This is a genomic window from Bacillus sp. FSL R12-0074 (assembly GCF_038005725.1).
Classification (GTDB): domain Bacteria; phylum Bacillota; class Bacilli; order Bacillales; family Bacillaceae_G; genus Bacillus_A; species Bacillus_A mycoides.
Genome location: NZ_JBBOTR010000001.1, coordinates 952,950 through 968,536 on the forward strand (window position 1 = coordinate 952,950; position 15,587 = coordinate 968,536).

The 15,587-nt window shown below is 33.4% G+C and carries 15 protein-coding genes and 5 pseudogenes; 17 read left to right on the forward strand and 3 right to left on the reverse strand.

Annotation, left to right across the window (positions count from 1 at the left end):
* Positions 1 to 61: 61 nt before the first annotated feature.
* From NSS97_RS04820 to NSS97_RS04835, 4 genes and pseudogenes are all read left to right on the forward strand, one after another.
* Positions 62 to 280, forward strand: a pseudogene (locus NSS97_RS04820) (GIY-YIG nuclease family protein); the annotation flags it as partial.
* A gap of 169 nt (positions 281 to 449) precedes the next feature.
* Positions 450 to 1,079, forward strand: coding sequence for a DUF4352 domain-containing protein (locus tag NSS97_RS04825; RefSeq protein ID WP_044438542.1), 630 nt, complete (start codon positions 450 to 452; stop codon positions 1,077 to 1,079).
* A 151-nt stretch (positions 1,080 to 1,230) separates the two neighbouring features.
* A pseudogene (locus NSS97_RS04830) lies at positions 1,231 to 1,656 on the forward strand (DNA/RNA non-specific endonuclease); the annotation flags it as partial.
* Positions 1,657 to 1,659: 3 nt separating this feature from the next.
* Entirely contained in the window at positions 1,660 to 2,142 is a 483-nt protein-coding gene (locus NSS97_RS04835; RefSeq protein ID WP_176522253.1) for an antitoxin YezG family protein, read from the forward strand.
* 120 nt (positions 2,143 to 2,262) lie between these two features.
* Here the strand turns inward: NSS97_RS04835 and NSS97_RS04840 are convergent.
* Positions 2,263 to 2,379 (reverse strand): annotated as a pseudogene (locus tag NSS97_RS04840) (tyrosine-type recombinase/integrase); the annotation flags it as partial.
* A gap of 361 nt (positions 2,380 to 2,740) precedes the next feature.
* On the opposite strand from NSS97_RS04840, the gene NSS97_RS04845 reads away from it, so the two are divergent.
* From NSS97_RS04845 to NSS97_RS04860, 4 genes and pseudogenes are all read left to right on the forward strand, one after another.
* The gene (locus NSS97_RS04845) at positions 2,741 to 3,265 is read left to right on the forward strand and encodes a hypothetical protein (protein WP_341111763.1); all 525 of its coding nucleotides are present in this window, start codon (positions 2,741 to 2,743) and stop codon (positions 3,263 to 3,265) included.
* A 288-nt stretch (positions 3,266 to 3,553) separates the two neighbouring features.
* Positions 3,554 to 3,715 (forward strand): hypothetical protein, encoded by a 162-nt coding sequence (locus NSS97_RS04850; RefSeq protein ID WP_002150223.1) that lies wholly within the window; start codon positions 3,554 to 3,556, stop codon positions 3,713 to 3,715.
* Between the two features lie 235 nt (positions 3,716 to 3,950).
* A pseudogene (locus tag NSS97_RS04855) lies at positions 3,951 to 4,652 on the forward strand (HNH/endonuclease VII fold putative polymorphic toxin); the annotation flags it as partial.
* An 11-nt stretch (positions 4,653 to 4,663) separates the two neighbouring features.
* On the forward strand, positions 4,664 to 5,056 hold the full coding sequence (locus NSS97_RS04860; RefSeq protein ID WP_000566919.1) for an immunity 50 family protein: 393 nt from the start codon (positions 4,664 to 4,666) through the stop codon (positions 5,054 to 5,056).
* 57 nt (positions 5,057 to 5,113) lie between these two features.
* On the opposite strand, the pseudogene NSS97_RS04865 reads toward NSS97_RS04860, so the two are convergent.
* A pseudogene (locus NSS97_RS04865) lies at positions 5,114 to 5,377 on the reverse strand (tyrosine-type recombinase/integrase); the annotation flags it as partial.
* Between the two features lie 126 nt (positions 5,378 to 5,503).
* On the opposite strand from NSS97_RS04865, the gene NSS97_RS04870 reads away from it, so the two are divergent.
* The 6 genes from NSS97_RS04870 to NSS97_RS04895 all read left to right on the forward strand — a co-directional run bounded on the left by NSS97_RS04870 (position 5,504) and on the right by NSS97_RS04895 (position 10,177).
* Positions 5,504 to 6,172 carry a hypothetical protein gene (locus NSS97_RS04870; protein ID WP_000742398.1) on the forward strand — a complete coding sequence of 223 codons (669 nt, stop codon included), beginning with the start codon at positions 5,504 to 5,506 and terminating at the stop codon, positions 6,170 to 6,172.
* 146 nt (positions 6,173 to 6,318) lie between these two features.
* On the forward strand, positions 6,319 to 6,891 hold the full coding sequence (locus NSS97_RS04875) for an Imm43 family immunity protein (protein ID WP_044440342.1): 573 nt from the start codon (positions 6,319 to 6,321) through the stop codon (positions 6,889 to 6,891).
* Positions 6,892 to 7,046: 155 nt separating this feature from the next.
* A complete protein-coding gene (locus tag NSS97_RS04880) occupies positions 7,047 to 7,499 on the forward strand; it encodes a YrhA family protein (protein ID WP_044440340.1) in 453 nt (150 codons plus the stop codon).
* A gap of 18 nt (positions 7,500 to 7,517) precedes the next feature.
* Positions 7,518 to 7,976 carry an SMI1/KNR4 family protein gene (locus NSS97_RS04885; RefSeq protein WP_044440338.1) on the forward strand — a complete coding sequence of 153 codons (459 nt, stop codon included), beginning with the start codon at positions 7,518 to 7,520 and terminating at the stop codon, positions 7,974 to 7,976.
* Between the two features lie 466 nt (positions 7,977 to 8,442).
* Complete coding sequence (locus NSS97_RS04890; RefSeq protein WP_044440336.1) at positions 8,443 to 9,114, forward strand: hypothetical protein; 672 nt, start codon at positions 8,443 to 8,445, stop codon at positions 9,112 to 9,114.
* A 412-nt stretch (positions 9,115 to 9,526) separates the two neighbouring features.
* On the forward strand, positions 9,527 to 10,177 hold the full coding sequence (locus tag NSS97_RS04895; RefSeq protein ID WP_002010942.1) for a Yip1 family protein: 651 nt from the start codon (positions 9,527 to 9,529) through the stop codon (positions 10,175 to 10,177).
* A gap of 535 nt (positions 10,178 to 10,712) precedes the next feature.
* On the opposite strand, the gene NSS97_RS04900 is transcribed toward NSS97_RS04895, so the two are convergent.
* On the reverse strand, positions 10,713 to 12,038 hold the full coding sequence (locus NSS97_RS04900) for an MFS transporter (protein ID WP_328009645.1): 1,326 nt from the start codon (positions 12,036 to 12,038) through the stop codon (positions 10,713 to 10,715).
* A gap of 225 nt (positions 12,039 to 12,263) precedes the next feature.
* On the opposite strand from NSS97_RS04900, the gene NSS97_RS04905 reads away from it, so the two are divergent.
* Genes NSS97_RS04905 through NSS97_RS04915 form a run of 3 tightly spaced genes read left to right on the forward strand, consistent with a single transcriptional unit; the run spans position 12,264 to position 15,521 of the window.
* Entirely contained in the window at positions 12,264 to 13,853 is a 1,590-nt protein-coding gene (locus NSS97_RS04905) for a sensor histidine kinase (RefSeq protein WP_341111771.1), read from the forward strand.
* A gap of 19 nt (positions 13,854 to 13,872) precedes the next feature.
* Entirely contained in the window at positions 13,873 to 14,550 is a 678-nt protein-coding gene (locus NSS97_RS04910; RefSeq protein ID WP_341111773.1) for a response regulator, read from the forward strand.
* Positions 14,547 to 15,521 carry a tripartite tricarboxylate transporter substrate binding protein gene (locus tag NSS97_RS04915; protein ID WP_341111775.1) on the forward strand — a complete coding sequence of 325 codons (975 nt, stop codon included), beginning with the start codon at positions 14,547 to 14,549 and terminating at the stop codon, positions 15,519 to 15,521. The genes NSS97_RS04910 and NSS97_RS04915 overlap by 4 nt, the downstream gene beginning before the upstream one ends.
* Positions 15,522 to 15,587: the final 66 nt, after the last annotated feature.

A 15,587-nucleotide genomic window follows, 5' to 3' on the forward strand; every position in this document is an offset into this window, starting at 1 on the left:
GCGACTGTCTATATTTGCATCTCCTATCATATAATTCCCCTTATTTTTTAACTATGATTTTAATGAGGAACTTCTTTTTGTTGGGAAAGCACGTAAAGTAAGACAACGTATTAAAAAGCATTTTGAAGATAATGTATCACCAATTAAAAATCATCGTGATGAAGTGTATTGTATTGATGTATGTATTGTAGAAGATCCGATGGAAAGAGAAATTTACGAAACATATATGATTAACGAATTTCAAGCGAAGTATAATGTGGATAAAGTATTTTATAAATAACATCAACGTAAAACATGATCTTGGTACTACATCAAGATCATGTTTTTTATATGCAATAAAAACGATTGATTATTCTTAATCATTCGACAAAATACAACAATTTAAGATCGTATTTTTTGCTATGATAAGTAAGGAATTTATATATCGTGTTATTGGGGGATAAAAAGAGATGTTGAAAAAATTTACTACATGTATTTTAGGGGGCGCTTTAGTATTCAATTTATCTGGTTGCGGCAATACATCCGACAAAACTTCTTCAGAATCTAAAGAAACCAATTCTAAACAAGAAGAAAAGAAAGTGCAAACAACTGATGAGGCGAAACCGAAAGAGAATGCAAAGCAGAAAAATACAGAACAAACAAAAGAGAAATCAAAAGTAAAAGAAAAAGAGTATGCTGTAAACAAGGATTTTCATACACCTAAATTTGATGTAACTGTAAAAAGAGTTGTAGAAAGAGATAAGGTTGGTAAAGAAAGTATAGGAATCCAAGAACCTGAAAATGGACATGTCTTTATTGTTGTAGAAGTAGAAGGGAAAAACATCACAAACGAATCGATGAAATTAGCTGTTTTACCATCAGTGGATTTAGTGGATGAAAATGATAATGCTTACCAAAGTGATGTGTGGGCAACTAGTAGTTATGAGGTTGAAAAAGGCGAGACTTCTACTATTACTAAGGAATTAAAACCAGGAGAGGTAAAGAGAGAAAATAAAGTTTACGTGATTAATAAAGAGAAATTTGATACAGGAAAATGGTATGTACTTGTTAACCATGAGTATAAGGAACAAATTAAATAGTGTTTATTTATTAAGAGGAGATGGCTCCTCTTTTTTTTGTTACAAGTTAACACAAAATTTCGTTTTGAGGACACTATTAAATTTTTAAGTTGATGGAGATCATTATGAAAGAGTTAAACGCAGAAAAGTACTTGCACCAGATGTAGAGTATACATCACCATCAGGTCATACTTATAAAACTGATAGTGAGAGGCGAATTACCAGTGTAGAAGGAGAATTAAAAATAGGGGATGCTAAAAGAAATCCTTATGCACAACGAAAAGCTGGGCAAAATGGACCAAATGGAAGAAATGATAGATTAAAAGATGATGGGGGTCATTTAATCGCAAGTATGTTTGAGGGATCTGGTGATATTGATAATTTAGTAGCAATGAATTCACAAATAAATCGTTCTGGTGGTAAATGGTATAGTCTTGAACAGGAGTGGGCAAAAGCTGTAGCTGATGGTAAAACTGTGAAAGTAAAAATAGAACCTAAATATGCAGGGGATAATATACGGCCAATATCATTTGATATAGAATATGAAATTAATGGTATAGAAAAATTAATGCGAATAAAAAATCAAAATGGGGGTTAAACCGTGGAAACAAAAGAAATGGAAATCATCTATCAAGAAATAGGAACAAGGGTTGATGAGATTATCCCAGGTGATTGGGAAAAAATTTATCTATATGCAGAAGTATTAAATGACTCAACAGAAGTATTTTTCTACTTTTCTATCCCTACTAAAGAAGAATTCATTTATTCAAATGATATCCCAAAAGTTTATAATGTTGATAGAAAAATTTATAAAGAATTACTATTTGAGCTATTTGATAAATTTGAAGAATTGCGTGAAGAATTTAGAAAAAACGAACAGGAATTATGGACGAATTTGACTTTAACAATAGATAATTCTGGTAAGTTCAAAATAGAATATAATTCTGAAGATATTTTATCTTCAGAAATAGGAAGTATGGATAGACAAATAATATGGATGTATAAAAACCTAGGTATTTTACCAGATAATGAAGTTGATAAAAAGTTTTTAGATAATTATCTTAAAAATATAGAAGATAAATAAAAATATTGATAATTGTGTGTTATGTTACCCTCTATGAATTATCATTCATAGAGGTTTTTTTTATAAAATTTAATGGTTAAAAATGAATAATTCTCATACTTAATTATGAGAGGGAGTAGATAGGAACAGAATATAATCTCGTTTGGAGCAATGACGTTTAAGAGCCCACTTCATATCTTCGATTTGTTTTTTGCTACGGATGGATTGGACATCAATGAGATGTTGTTTTTTGTTCACGGATTTTTAACATCTTTATTTACAGTGTTTTGAATGTAAACTAATAATAAAAAGTTTGCTTTCATATTAGAAAAGGTTAGTCCCTCACTTCACTCCAGCTAAAAACCTCACACCCAAAAACAAAGGGGAACTCAATTGTTCAAACTCATATAAAGTTTCAATCTTGTCTAAGCATCCATTAGGATATACAATTGATCATCTATTTTTCTTTACATAATCTCCAGATACAGTCCATATCAACTATAGATTCTTGTCTTATGCTAAATGTAATCAAAAAGCAAGTAGATAAAGATAATGACTAAAACATTAACTCTAGATACTTTTTTGATGAATATTACAAATAAACAGGAGGTAATGAAAAATGATTAAAACATTATTAGCAGGAGCACTTTTAAGTACAGGATTGGTAGCGGGAGGTGCAGTAGGTGCAGATGATGCGAAAATGGACAATTTAAAGTCAAATGAAAATAGTTCAAATCAAGTAATTACACAAAGTGCAGATGGAACAACGTCTTTCTCACAAAACTTTGATTTACCTAAAGATGCAGTGCCAGCAACTCCTAAAGGAGACGCAAAAACTGTTGAAAGAACAGAAGGTACAGGTTCTCAGGAAGGAAAAATGGTACCAACAAAAGAAGGTACAGATTCTCAACCTGGATTTGAAATGGGAGCCCCTGAAAAACCAGAGCATGCAAAAACTGTTGAAAGAACAGAAGGTACAGGTTCTCAAGAAGGAAAAATGGTACCAGCAAAAGAAGGTACAGATTCTCAACCTGGATTTGAAATGGGAGCCCCTGAAAAACCAGAACATGCAAAAACTGTTGAAAGAACAGAGGGTACAGACTCTCAAGAAGGAAAAATGGTACCAACAAAAGAAGGAAATTAAATACTATATAGTTATAACGAAGAGCATCCAAAAGGGGTGCTCTTTTTATATTGTAGGGATTAACTAGTTTTACTCAATATAGAACTGTAGGAGGAATTGAGGCTAGAATATAGGTTACTGTCTCTTCAAATCATGGTGTTGGAAGCACTAGTTTTGGTGGTAACGTTACAACATAAACATTTTATTAGAGATTTTTTTAAATTTACATACACTCTAGATGGACTACATATCAACTTCAGATACTTGTTTTATGATACAAGTAATCAAACAAAAGGAGGGCAATACAAAATGATTACAACAGTATTAACAGGGCACTCTTTTAAGTACAGGAGATTATTAACAGGTGGAGAAAATGTTGAAGATGTACAGACAGATAAACATATTCCATATGAACAAAATGAATTGCAGCAAACTCTAGAAAAGTACGATTCGAAGAAATTTGAGTTATAAAAAGAAAATAGATAAATATAGTGAAAATAGATAAATTGACAAGAGAAAAGCACTTTGTGTATATCACAGGTGCTTTTTATTTTCATTTTGATATAGGGCTTGAATTAAATTTTTACACTAAAATATATACGGCAAAAAGGGGGGAGTTCATTGCACAAAGTTATTTATGGAATATTAATTTTAACTTATACTTTGTATTCATTTTTTGTACAAACCTTTCGTCCTTTAGCGCAAGGAATCATTTATTAATGATGTAATAAATGGAGATGCTGAAAGTCGTGCTAAATGGGGAAGTTATGCTTTAACACAAGTTGGATTAGGATTTATTGGTGATAAAGGATTAAGTAAAGCAAGTAAATTAGGTCAAGCGGGTAAAGTGACCAAACTAGCAAAAAACGAGATTCCGCAAACTTTTTCGCATATTACAAGTAATTTACAAATGGGGGATCGCTTTGCTTTTGCAGGTATGGGTACATTCAAAAATGAATTGCCTAGAGTTGAAGATTTGTTTGTATATGCAAGTAGAGAAAAAAGTAAAGGATTAAATGATAATATAAATCAAACCTTTGGAGTTAAGAAGATTGAGGGGGAAAGTTCTCATGAATCTAGGGGAGCTAGTTTAAAAGAAATTAAAAGACAATTAAATATACCTAGATTTCAACACCCGATTAGTCAAAAAATGGTACCATTAACAGATAGTAATGGTAAAAGGATATTAAATGATAATAAACAGCCTATTATGACTCGAGAATTAACATATGAAGTAAAAGGTCAAAAAATTATAATTCAAGATCATTCAGAGGGTCATAAGTTTGGAGAAGGTGGAATTGGAGATCAGCCACCGCATCATAATGTAAGACCTGAATACAATACACGAACAGGACAGGTAGATGGTATGGAGGATCATTATTATTTTGAGAAGAGAAATAAAAAATAGGGAGTATAAAAATGATTGATCAATTTAAATTTTTAAATCCACAAGCGTTAATTAGTATTTTTGGGAAAATACCAAAGTTTGAAGAATCAGAGTTATTAGATGTGCGTCTTAAAAGAGATGGTCCTACTTTAGTTATTCAATTGATGACAAAGGAAAATGTTGAAAACAAGCCAAAACGATGGAATAAGTGGGATGTAATTTATGTAGAGATATCTTTCTTTACTATTCATAATTTAACAATAAAAGGTTTAGGGACAGAAAATATAATTGATTATTTTGAAATAAATACGATAGAAGAAGAAGGTTTATTAAAAATTAAGTGTAAGAATCAAATGTTAGTTGAGTGCTCGTTTGAATGGGCAAAGGTAGAAGGGGTAACCCCAGGCTTAATAGGATTACCATAATTTTGATGGGAAGTAGATAGTTAATTTTTATAGTATTCATATTTTAATATTTTTGGATTAAATAAGGAATGTATCAAGGACATTATCTTTTTCTTCTTTATTGATACCAATGTATTTAAGTGTAATTTGTGGTGTGCTGTGATTGAGTATGTCTTGCAACATGTATACATCTTTAGTTTGTTTATAGAACCAATAGCCGAAGATTTTGCTCATGGTGTGAGTCCCAATAGATTCGATACCAGCAAAATCTTTGGCTTTTTGAAATTTTTGATAAGCCTAGATCTTATTAATGGGTTGATCTTCTTTTCGAGAAGGGAATAATATTTCACAGAAGGTGTAAAATGGGATGTTGATTTAGATGGTGATGGTGAAGATGATAGTATTAAGGATATGGTGAAAACGGGTGCGAAAAAAACTTGGTCAACAGTAGCAGGGGGGGTAATTAACATGAAAAAAAATACAGATTTTAATAAAAAAGTTTTTGAATATTATATGGCTCTTTATGCTGTAAATGATATAAGATCAACTATAATTACTCTTGTCATTGGGATAGCAGATATATTTGTGCTTTTGCCTGCTTTTGCGAATCCTGTTCAACCAATATATATGTACATAATAGTTCCACCAGTTGCTTTTTTAAATGTATGGGCAATATGGATTGTTATAAATCCTAGGAAGCGGCAATTACAATACACTCTATTTCGTGGGGTATTTGGCATCGTATGTTCAGTAGGATTATTAGTTATAACCCAAAAGTTTGCATATGGAATGTTAGGATTACAAACTCCCATCTATTTTATTTTTTCGGTTGGTTTGTATATTTTTGCTTTGAATTATTATTATAAAAATCATATTAAAAAACTTCAGGAACCAATCAAAAAATCAAAATCATCGAAAAAAAACTCTGGTTTCGGAGTAGTGGCTTTTATAGGGTTGGGTCAACTCGTTGCTAATATCAGTCTTGGTTTTGCAACACAAAAGATGGTAGCAATTGTATTAATGTGTGTATACTCCATGCTTTCGTTTATTTTGTTTCATTTCATTATGGAACTCCATAGGTACTATTATTTAAGGAAGCATATAGAAGATGGGGGTAGAACACATGAAACCTTTTAAAGAGTCTGTATTGAATATTCAGTATATAATCGCGGTTCTCCTATAGTCAGTAAAGACTACGGAAAAGAAAAGGGAGAAGCAACATCATGAATATAGAATTACATTTAGATAAAGGAAGGATAGAAAAATAACAAAGGAGAGTAAAAATGAAGATTTGGGAATTAAAGAGTTCATTTGATGACTATGAATCCTTTCAACTATTGAATTTAGAAGAAGATTCTAAAAAGTATTTTGAAGGAAAAATGGACTCGGCAGTAAAAGCATCTGATTCATGGGGAGAAATACGTATTAAATGTGTAGAAGAAGGAAATCAAAGTGATTTTCCTCATTTTTGGGGAGAAGTTGGTACACCAATGGTTAGTGGAAAAGCTAAAAAATTCTTAGAGTCTATGCTCGGTGATAATGTAGAATTTCTTCCCCTAATTCAAGATGTGACGGGAGAAGTGTATTATATAATTAACGTTCTAAATGCAATAGATGCTATTGACTATGAGAAAGCTATACTAAAGAAACTACGTTCTGGCTTAGTAATAGATTTCAAAAAATACGAATTCTTACCTAATATGGTTAAGAACCAAACAATATTTAAAGTTTACTTAAATGAAATATTACATATTCCTTCCGTTTTTGTATCAGATGAATTTAGAAATACAGTGTTAGAAAGTGATTTAAAAGGTTTTGAATTTATAGAGGTATGGGATTCAGAAGCAAACATGTAAAAGAAAGTCCTAAAATAACTGATAGAAGTTGAAGCGATGGTTTACATTAACTAGACACTTACAAGATGGAGATAGTGCAGATATAACTTGGTCTATACCCAAATATAATACCTATCCTAAAGGAGAATAAATACTCTTAGAAAGAAGTTTTTTATATGTGGAAAAATATGATTTTGGAAATTGGAGATATATTGAAAAGTGTTAATTATAAGCTGAATACACCCGCAACGGATACTGAAGTTCAAAGATTAAGAGAACATGTAAAAGAGAAATTTAATGTTGATTTACCGAGGGAATACGAAGAGTTTCTTAAAACTGTAAATGGTTTAGACTTTGATGGACTGGTACTTTACGGAGTTGATTCTTCTTTACTAGAAACAAAAAAAGATGAACATATTTGCGGCTTTATAGACACGAATGAGATTTGGTATGAAAATGAATTTCAAAAAGAGTATTTTTTCTTTGGCGATTCAAATATTGCGTGGTTTTGTAAAAGCTTATCAGACGGTACTTATTTAGAACTTGATAAACCATCAGGTACGGTAATGAACACATATAATGATTTTAATACAATGCTTGAGGAAGCGTTAAAAATAACCCTTCTTTAATAGGAGGTAGTAAAAATTATGTTTAATTTTTTGAAAGAATATGTTGTAGCAGACAGAAGTGTCCGTTCTAAACAAAAACCTATTTTCTATCCTATATATCAAGATGAGATAGATGAGGCAGAAAGCTTATTACAAATGGAACTTCCAAAAGAACTGAAACGCTTTTATCAAGAAATAGGTTGTGGGTTTTTAAAGTATGACAAAAGAACGTTTTTCAACAGATTTATGGACCCGATTTCAGTTGCAGATTTCCGTTTAAGGCAAGATATTTATGAATATAATCCAAACCTAGATGATGTAGATGATGATGAATCATTAGTGTTTTTTGAAGTAACAGAACTTAACTTTTTAACCATTAAATTTAAAGAGGAAAATGAATTAGATCAATGTCCTATTTACTCTGAGGATGAGAAAATAGCGGATTCTTTAGAAGAATTTTTAATTAAAATGGATGAAAATCCTGACTATTATATTTAATCTTTTTAAGACTTGCTTTAAGGTGTAGCATTTGAAAAATATCTAATTATGAGTAAAAAAGCTTATGTATAACCTGCATAAGCTTTTTTAATGACATGTTAGATTGTATATTCCGTTCGTAATATATTTAAAGGGTGATTGGGTATTAAGATTAATTAATGGAATGAAAGATTTGGATTAAATGCACCTATTATTAAATTCGGGAATAATATCTCTAACGCTGAAAAATATTTGATTTAGGGTTTATTTTCAGTATTTTAGAAATAATCAAAGCGAGAAAAAGTAGAATGTTTCATGATTAGAATTGATTATATGCTAATATTCAATAGAAGATTAGAAGTTTGAAAATTCATAATAAAATCTTATAATGCATTCGGTAAAATCAACCAATTTATATTTTACTCATTATGTATTAAAGGGGAAATGAAAAAAACTTGGTCAACAGTAGCGGGGTGGTTTAATTAACATGAAAAAAAGTATAGATTTTAATAAGAAAGCTTTTGCACATTATATGGCACTTTATCCTGTAAATGAAATAAGGGTCCAAGTAATTGTCCTTGTCCTTTTGGGGGCAGACGTGTTTGTGCTTTTGCCTGCGTTTGCGAACTCTTTTCGATTACTCTATGTATATATAGTAACTCCTCCAGTTATTTTTTTAAATTTGTGGGCGATATGGATTGCTATCAATCCTCGGAAACGACAATTACAATACACTTTATTTCGAGGAGTATATGGCACCATATGTTCAGTCGGATTATTGGTTATAACTCAAAAATATGCTTATGAAGTGTTACAATTACAAACTCCCATCTATTTTATTCTTTCATTTGGTTTGTATGGTTTTGCTTTGTATCATTTTTATAAAAATCATATTGAAAAACTTCAGGAACCAAGAAAAAAATTAAAATTATCGAAAGGAACTGGTGGTGTAAAAGTAGCAGCTATTGCAGCGGGATTGGGGCAGTTAATTGCTAATATAATTCTTAGCATTGCAACACAACAGATGGGGGCAATTGTATTTATGTCTGCATGCACAGTGATTTCGTTTGTTTTGTTTTATATGATTATAGAACTCCATAAGTACTATTATTTACGGAAGCATATAGAAGATGGAGGGAAAATACGTATAGGCTTTTAAAGAGAATTTGTTGCATTTCAAGTATATAAGCGCATTCTTCTTATGGAAGCCATTCACGAGGCTTATAGCAATAAAAGATGTATAAGTGGAAGATTATATTCTGGTAAAACATCTGAAGGAATGGAAATTAGGTTTGTTCTTATTAATGATAAGATTATAACTGTTTATTCAATGTATTAAAGAATGTGAGGTACTCAAAAATGAAAGTAACTACTCAGCCCATAGTTAAAAATGCAAGACAATATAGAGGTAATTGCTAAGAAGCACTCCCCCTAAGTTTCAGATGAAATTAAATGATTGAATATTTATATTTAAATAACCGACTATTTATGCTTTAATATTTCTATGTACATAACTGGGATGATTAGGAAATTATATTTAATGTGTTTTAAGAAAGGGGAATGTTTTTTATATGGAAACTCCAGAAAATCAATTTAAACGTGCACTTAATCCTTGGTTCTCCATTTGGACAAAACCACGTGATACAATGAAAGAAATTTTTATATCCAAACCTAAGAATGTGTTTTTACTCATTTTATTAGGCTCATTCGTACAGACTTTAGATCGAGCATCTTCTAAAAATATGGCGGATTCAATAAGTAGTCCATTTTCAATAATCTCAATAGTTATATTCGGTACCTTCGTTGCTTTCTTAATTTATTATTTTTTGCTACCAGCGTTATTCAATTGGGTGGCAAAAAAACTTGGTGGACAAGGTACCTTTGAAAAAACACGTTACTCAGTTGCCTATTCTTATATCCCTTACGTTTACTCTCTTATATTAGTTTGGGTGCCTTCATTTTTCTTGTTTGGGATAGAAAACTTTACGAGTGAGACACCGGAAATGGATAGTAGCATAACTTTAACGATTTTGTTTCTTATTTTTGCCATAATTGATATAGTTATTGGAATTTGGACAATCATTATTTCCTTAAAATGTTTAGGAGAAGCACACCAATTTTCAGCATGGAAAGCATTATTAACAATAATAGTGTCCTTTATGATTATCATTCTTCCTTTGGTAATAATAGTATTTCTTATAGTAGGGGTTACAACCCTTTAATAATTTATTTGCTTCGTATGAACTTAGAAATTTAATTGAGGTTTGGGGACAAGAACAAAAAATGTATAAAAATAATAACTAAAAAATTAACTTTTATAAAAACATTTAAATTAAAATTCTTCTTAAGCGTGAGCCCAATAGCTCACGCCTTTTATTTTGGTTGACTATAACATTTATTTTTAAAATTTATAATCATACTATTTGTTACGAACAAACTATCAAAGAATCCATTGGTGTTACAGCTAATTGAAGGTGCTTTTTTCTTTTGCGCGGGAAGGAGTGGGGTGGCTTGTGTAGGATTGTTCTGGTTGCCCGTTCAAAAAGTATTTAAAAGTAAAAAAAGGTCGTCAAACTCACCACAATCGGTATCTTAAGAATTAAAAGAAAAAGCAAAACATGGGGTTTGCTCGGAAGAAAGATTATAAATCTAGACCGAGTGAAAATTGAAAAATAACACCCCTCAAAGAGAAAAAATTCTCTTTGAGGGGTGTTATATAAAGAAGTCATCCTGTTCAAGATGATCTTCTATACTTTATTATTTTGAACTAGTACCATTCTTCAAGCTATCTCCACTACCAAGCTCCGCCTCAATCTGCGAAGTCTTCGATGACTCATCCATACGCCAATACGTAATAAAGCTTATTGCGATACATCCAGCTACGTAGAAGTAGAATAGTGATTCCATTCCGATACTTTTTAGCCATAAAGCGATGAACTCAGCTGTTCCACCAAATATCGCAACGGTTAGTGCATATGGTAAACCTACGCCGAGTGCACGAATTTCAGTTGGGAATAGTTCTGCTTTTACAATTGCGTTAATGGAAGTGTAGCCAGTAACGATAATGAGACCGACCATCATGAGTAAAAATGCTACGATTGGTTCTGTCGTTTTTTCCATGAAGAAGAAGATTGGTGCTGTTAGTAACGTTCCGAGAATACCGAATGCCATTAATAGTGGGCGGCGTCCAATTTTATCGGATAATAGTCCAGCAATTGGTTGAAGTACAACGAATATAAGTAGTGCGACAAAGTTAATCCAGCTTACAACTTCTTTCGGGAGACCGACTGTGTTTACCATGAACTTTTGTAAATATGTTGTGTACGTATAGAATGCAACAGTGCCTCCTAGTGTTAGGCCGACTACTGTTAATACTGCTTTCGGGTGTTTCATAAGAGCGCGAACGGTTCCTGCGCTTTCGCGGTTTTTCGATTCCATATTTGAGAACTGCTCTGATTCATCCATTGTACGTCGAAGCCATAATACAGCTACTGCTCCCATCGCACCAATAATGAATGGAATACGCCATCCCCAAGCTTTCATATCTGGTTCGCTTAGTAATTGCTGAAGAACAATTTGAACGCCTAACGCAACCATCTGTCCAGCAACGAGCGTTACATATTGAAAACTTGAATAAAAACCACGGCGTCCACTACTAGCCATCTCAGATAAATATGTTGCGGAAGTTCCATACTCTCCGCCAAGTGATAACCCTTGAAGTAAACGAGCAAGAACTAAAATAATTGGCGCCATAATACCGATGCTTTCGTAACTAGGTGTACAGGCGATAATTAAAGAACCACCGGCCATAACCGTAATAGAAAGAGTTAATGCTGCCCGGCGGCCGTGCCGATCCGCATAACGTCCCATTAATAAACTTCCGATAGGGCGCATTAAAAATCCGACTGCGAAAATAGCTGCTGTGTTCAGTAACTGACTCGTTGGATCTCCTTTAGGAAAGAACTCTGCTGAGAAGTAAACAGCGAAAGCAGAGTAAACGTACCAGTCGTACCATTCAATTAAATTGCCGACGGAACCTTTAAAGATATTGCCGGCGACTCGGTTTGATTTTGCTTGAGCCATAATAATTCCTCCTCTTGCTTATAAATAAAACGATAATTATGAAAGCGTGTTCAATGTAGTTGAATTGTACTGTTCTTTAATTGAAATCTCAATATTATGACAATTTTATTCTTTTTGTACTTTATGTACATGGATAGTTTTAATAGTTGCTTCATTATTAGTTTTGTCATAATAATAGAAAAAGGAGATTGATAGTTTTGAATATTTTATCAAAGGATATGGAGTATGAAGAAATCACGCAAGGTGTCATTACAAACGAAAATAGTAAGCTTAATTATTACGTTAATTTTATTTGTTGTTCTTCTATTAGCGGGAATATTTGTTTACATTCAGTCCGTTGATACGAAGCGGCAAGTGGAGCAGTTAGCACTGCAAACAGCTAAATCCCTTTCTTTTATGCCAGCTATAAAAGATGCTTTTCAATATAACGAGCATAAAAGTACTATTCAATCCATTGCGGAACAAGTTCGTGAGCAAGCTGGTGCAGATTATGTCATTATAGAAGATCGTTATGGGGTTATGTATTCACATTCTAATTCTGAGTTGATTGGAACAAAGAGTAACAATTTATATAACTATGAAGCACTTACTTTTGGTGGCTATTATACACTCGAAGGAAATGGTGCAAGTGGCCCGGCCTTAATGGCGAAAGCACCTATTATTGTTCATAACGGAGACTACGATCAAGTCGTAGGCGTTGTGACAGTAGAGTTTTTAATAAAAGGTATTGAATCTAACATATTGAGTAGAACGAAAGAAATTATACTTTTTTCTTTAGCGGTGTTACTAGTTGGAATTGTTGGCGGCATTCTTTTAGCACGTAGCATTCGTAAAGATACACTCGGTTTAGAGCCGAATGAAATCGCAGCGCTATACCGGGAACGAAGCGCAATACTACTATCTATAAAAGAAGGAATTATCGCTATCGATCAAAACGGTTTTATTACGATGATGAACACGTCGGCAGAAGAGATGCTACATGTAAATGATGATTATATGCAGCAGCACATTTCAAAAGTTTTACCGAATTTTAATATGGAAAGAGTGCTAGAAAACGATCAAGAAATCGCATTTCAAGATAAAGTGTTTATTTTAAATATGACACCGATACTCGAAAATAACAGTACGGTAGGCGTTGTATGTAGTTTTAGAGATAAAACAGAACTGCAAAACCTTGTTAACACAATATCTGAGGTAAGAAAGTATTCAGAGAACTTACGCGCTCAAACACATGAATTTACAAATAAACTTTTCGTCCTATCAGGATTACTCCAGCTAGGGCACTACAAAGAAGCGATTGAATTTATCCAACAAGAATCTAACATTCATCAAAGCCAAAACCATATTTTATTCCATCAAATTCATGATGCGAAAGTACAAGCTATTTTATTAGGAAAAATCGGAACAGCATCTGAGAAGAAAATTGATTTTCATATTGAAGGAGATAGTGCGCTTCAACCGTTACCAGAACATATAAAAGTTTCGCACCTTATTACAATCCTTGGAAACATAATCGACAATGCGTTTGATGCGGTGAGTGGACAAGAGGAAAAGAGTGTTTCCTTCTTTGTTACGGATATTGGGCACGATATTGTGTTTGAAGTGATAGATAACGGGATAGGAGTACCAGCAGAAAAAATAAGTACCATTTTTCAAAAAGGATTTTCAACGAAAGGAAATAATCGTGGTTACGGGCTAGCAAACGTGAAAGAAATGGTAGATCTACTAGAAGGAACAATTGAAATTCAAAACGAGAAAAATGGGGGAGCTATTTTTACAATTTACCTTCCGAAAACATTGAGAGAAAGTACATGACAAACAGGGGGATGGGCATATGTTGAAGGTGGCAATTGCAGAAGATGATTTCCGCGTCGCGCAAATTCAGGAAGAGTTTTTATCAAAAATAAAGGACTTAAAAGTGATCGGAAAAGCATTGAACGCAAAAGAAACGATGGAACTACTACAAAGGGAAGAAATCGATTTACTTCTATTAGATAATTATTTACCAGATGGAATTGGAACAGACTTATTGCCGAAAATTCATGCGGATTTTCCAAACGTTGACGTCATCATGGTTACTGCGGCGAATGAAAACCATATGTTAGAAAAAGCAATTCGAAATGGCGTAAGCAACTACCTTATAAAACCGGTCACGTTAGATAAATTTGTTCGAACCATTGAAGACTATAAAAGAAAGAAGCAATTATTACATATTAACAATGAAGTAAATCAAGCACTTATCGATAACTTTTTCGGCATTTCGCAAACACAAGACGTAAAAAACTTACCGACAGGTGTAGATCCGCTAACACTGCAAAAAGTGAAAGGGATTATAAAAGGATTCGAAGAGGGAATTACAATAGAAGAAATGGGAGAACAAATGGGAGCCTCCAGAACAACCGCAAGAAGATATTTAGAATACTTAGTAGCGACAAACGAATGCACAGTAGAGTACACATACGGCATTATCGGACGACCAGAACGAAAATATCGCATAGGACGAGGATTATGAAAAGACGATTATTACTATGTATATGGATCATGACAGGAGTACTAGCTGGTTGTTCTGTAGAAAAAACGCATACGAATAAAGTGAACATAGAAGAAGTAGAGATTGTTGCACCAAACGTTCAAGGAGCAGGATGGGACTTAACAGCACGAGCGATGCAAAAAACGCTGACAGAAGAAAAAATCTTCACAAAACCAATCACTGTCACAAACAAAGTAGGTGGCAGCGGTGACGTCGGATGGAAATATACGAAACAAAAAGGCGGTCACGTACTGGCGATTAACTCAAGCTTACTCATAACGAACAATCTACTAGGCCACAGTAAACTAACATATAAAGACTTCACACCGCTCGCGCTACTTGCATCGGATTGGGAAGTCGTTGTCGTATCAAAAGACTCAAACATAGAAAACGCAAACGAACTAATGGAACAACTAAAACAAGACAAGAAAAACTTCAAAATCGGCGTTGCCCCCGGCCTAGGAAACGACGATCATTTATCCTTCGTACAAGTAAGTAAAGCGTTCGGCATAAACCCTGCCGAACTACAATTCTTCGTCTACGAAAACAAAGAAAAAATCATAAACGCCCTAACGAACAAACAAATCAACGCCGCAACCATGACCCTATCCGAAGCCGAAAAACAATACAAATCCGGCAAAATAAAAATACTAGCCGTATCAGCACCAAAACGGCTAGACCGACTACCGGACATTCCGACGTGGAAAGAACAAGGAGTCGACGTTATATTCCAGCACTGGAAAGGAATTATGGGCCCGAAGGATATGACGGAGGAAGAGGTTGCTTATTGGGATGATGTGATTAGGAGGATGGTGGAGAGTGAGAGTTGGAAGGGGATTTTGAGGGAGCGGGGGTGGGATTCTTTTTATAAGAATAGTGGGGAGACGAGGGTGTTTTTGGAGGAGAGTAGTTTAGGGTATGGTGAGTTGATAGGGGGAATTGGTTTGAGATGATGGGAGGTAGTACTTCTATAATAAGCTATGTAAAAAAACACCTTCTCACTGTATGTAAATCATGTG

Excerpts from the sequence above, each read along its gene's own strand:
- NSS97_RS04880 (WP_044440340.1), top strand. The coding sequence starts at position 7,047 with ATGTGGAAAAATATGATTTTGGAAATTGGAGATATATTGAAAAGTGTT.
- NSS97_RS04895 (WP_002010942.1), top strand. The coding sequence starts at position 9,527 with ATGGAAACTCCAGAAAATCAATTTAAACGTGCACTTAATCCTTGGTTC.
- NSS97_RS04915 (WP_341111775.1), top strand. The coding sequence starts at position 14,547 with ATGAAAAGACGATTATTACTATGTATATGGATCATGACAGGAGTACTA.
- NSS97_RS04910 (WP_341111773.1), top strand. The coding sequence starts at position 13,873 with ATGTTGAAGGTGGCAATTGCAGAAGATGATTTCCGCGTCGCGCAAATT.
- NSS97_RS04890 (WP_044440336.1), top strand. The coding sequence starts at position 8,443 with ATGAAAAAAAGTATAGATTTTAATAAGAAAGCTTTTGCACATTATATG.
- NSS97_RS04845 (WP_341111763.1), top strand. The coding sequence starts at position 2,741 with ATGATTAAAACATTATTAGCAGGAGCACTTTTAAGTACAGGATTGGTA.
- NSS97_RS04870 (WP_000742398.1), top strand. The coding sequence starts at position 5,504 with ATGAAAAAAAATACAGATTTTAATAAAAAAGTTTTTGAATATTATATG.
- NSS97_RS04885 (WP_044440338.1), top strand. The coding sequence starts at position 7,518 with ATGTTTAATTTTTTGAAAGAATATGTTGTAGCAGACAGAAGTGTCCGT.
- NSS97_RS04875 (WP_044440342.1), top strand. The coding sequence starts at position 6,319 with ATGAAGATTTGGGAATTAAAGAGTTCATTTGATGACTATGAATCCTTT.
- NSS97_RS04905 (WP_341111771.1), top strand. The coding sequence starts at position 12,264 with ATGAAGAAATCACGCAAGGTGTCATTACAAACGAAAATAGTAAGCTTA.
- NSS97_RS04825 (WP_044438542.1), top strand. The coding sequence starts at position 450 with ATGTTGAAAAAATTTACTACATGTATTTTAGGGGGCGCTTTAGTATTC.
- NSS97_RS04850 (WP_002150223.1), top strand. The coding sequence starts at position 3,554 with ATGATTACAACAGTATTAACAGGGCACTCTTTTAAGTACAGGAGATTA.
- NSS97_RS04860 (WP_000566919.1), top strand. The coding sequence starts at position 4,664 with ATGATTGATCAATTTAAATTTTTAAATCCACAAGCGTTAATTAGTATT.
- NSS97_RS04900 (WP_328009645.1), bottom strand. The coding sequence starts at position 12,038 with ATGGCTCAAGCAAAATCAAACCGAGTCGCCGGCAATATCTTTAAAGGT.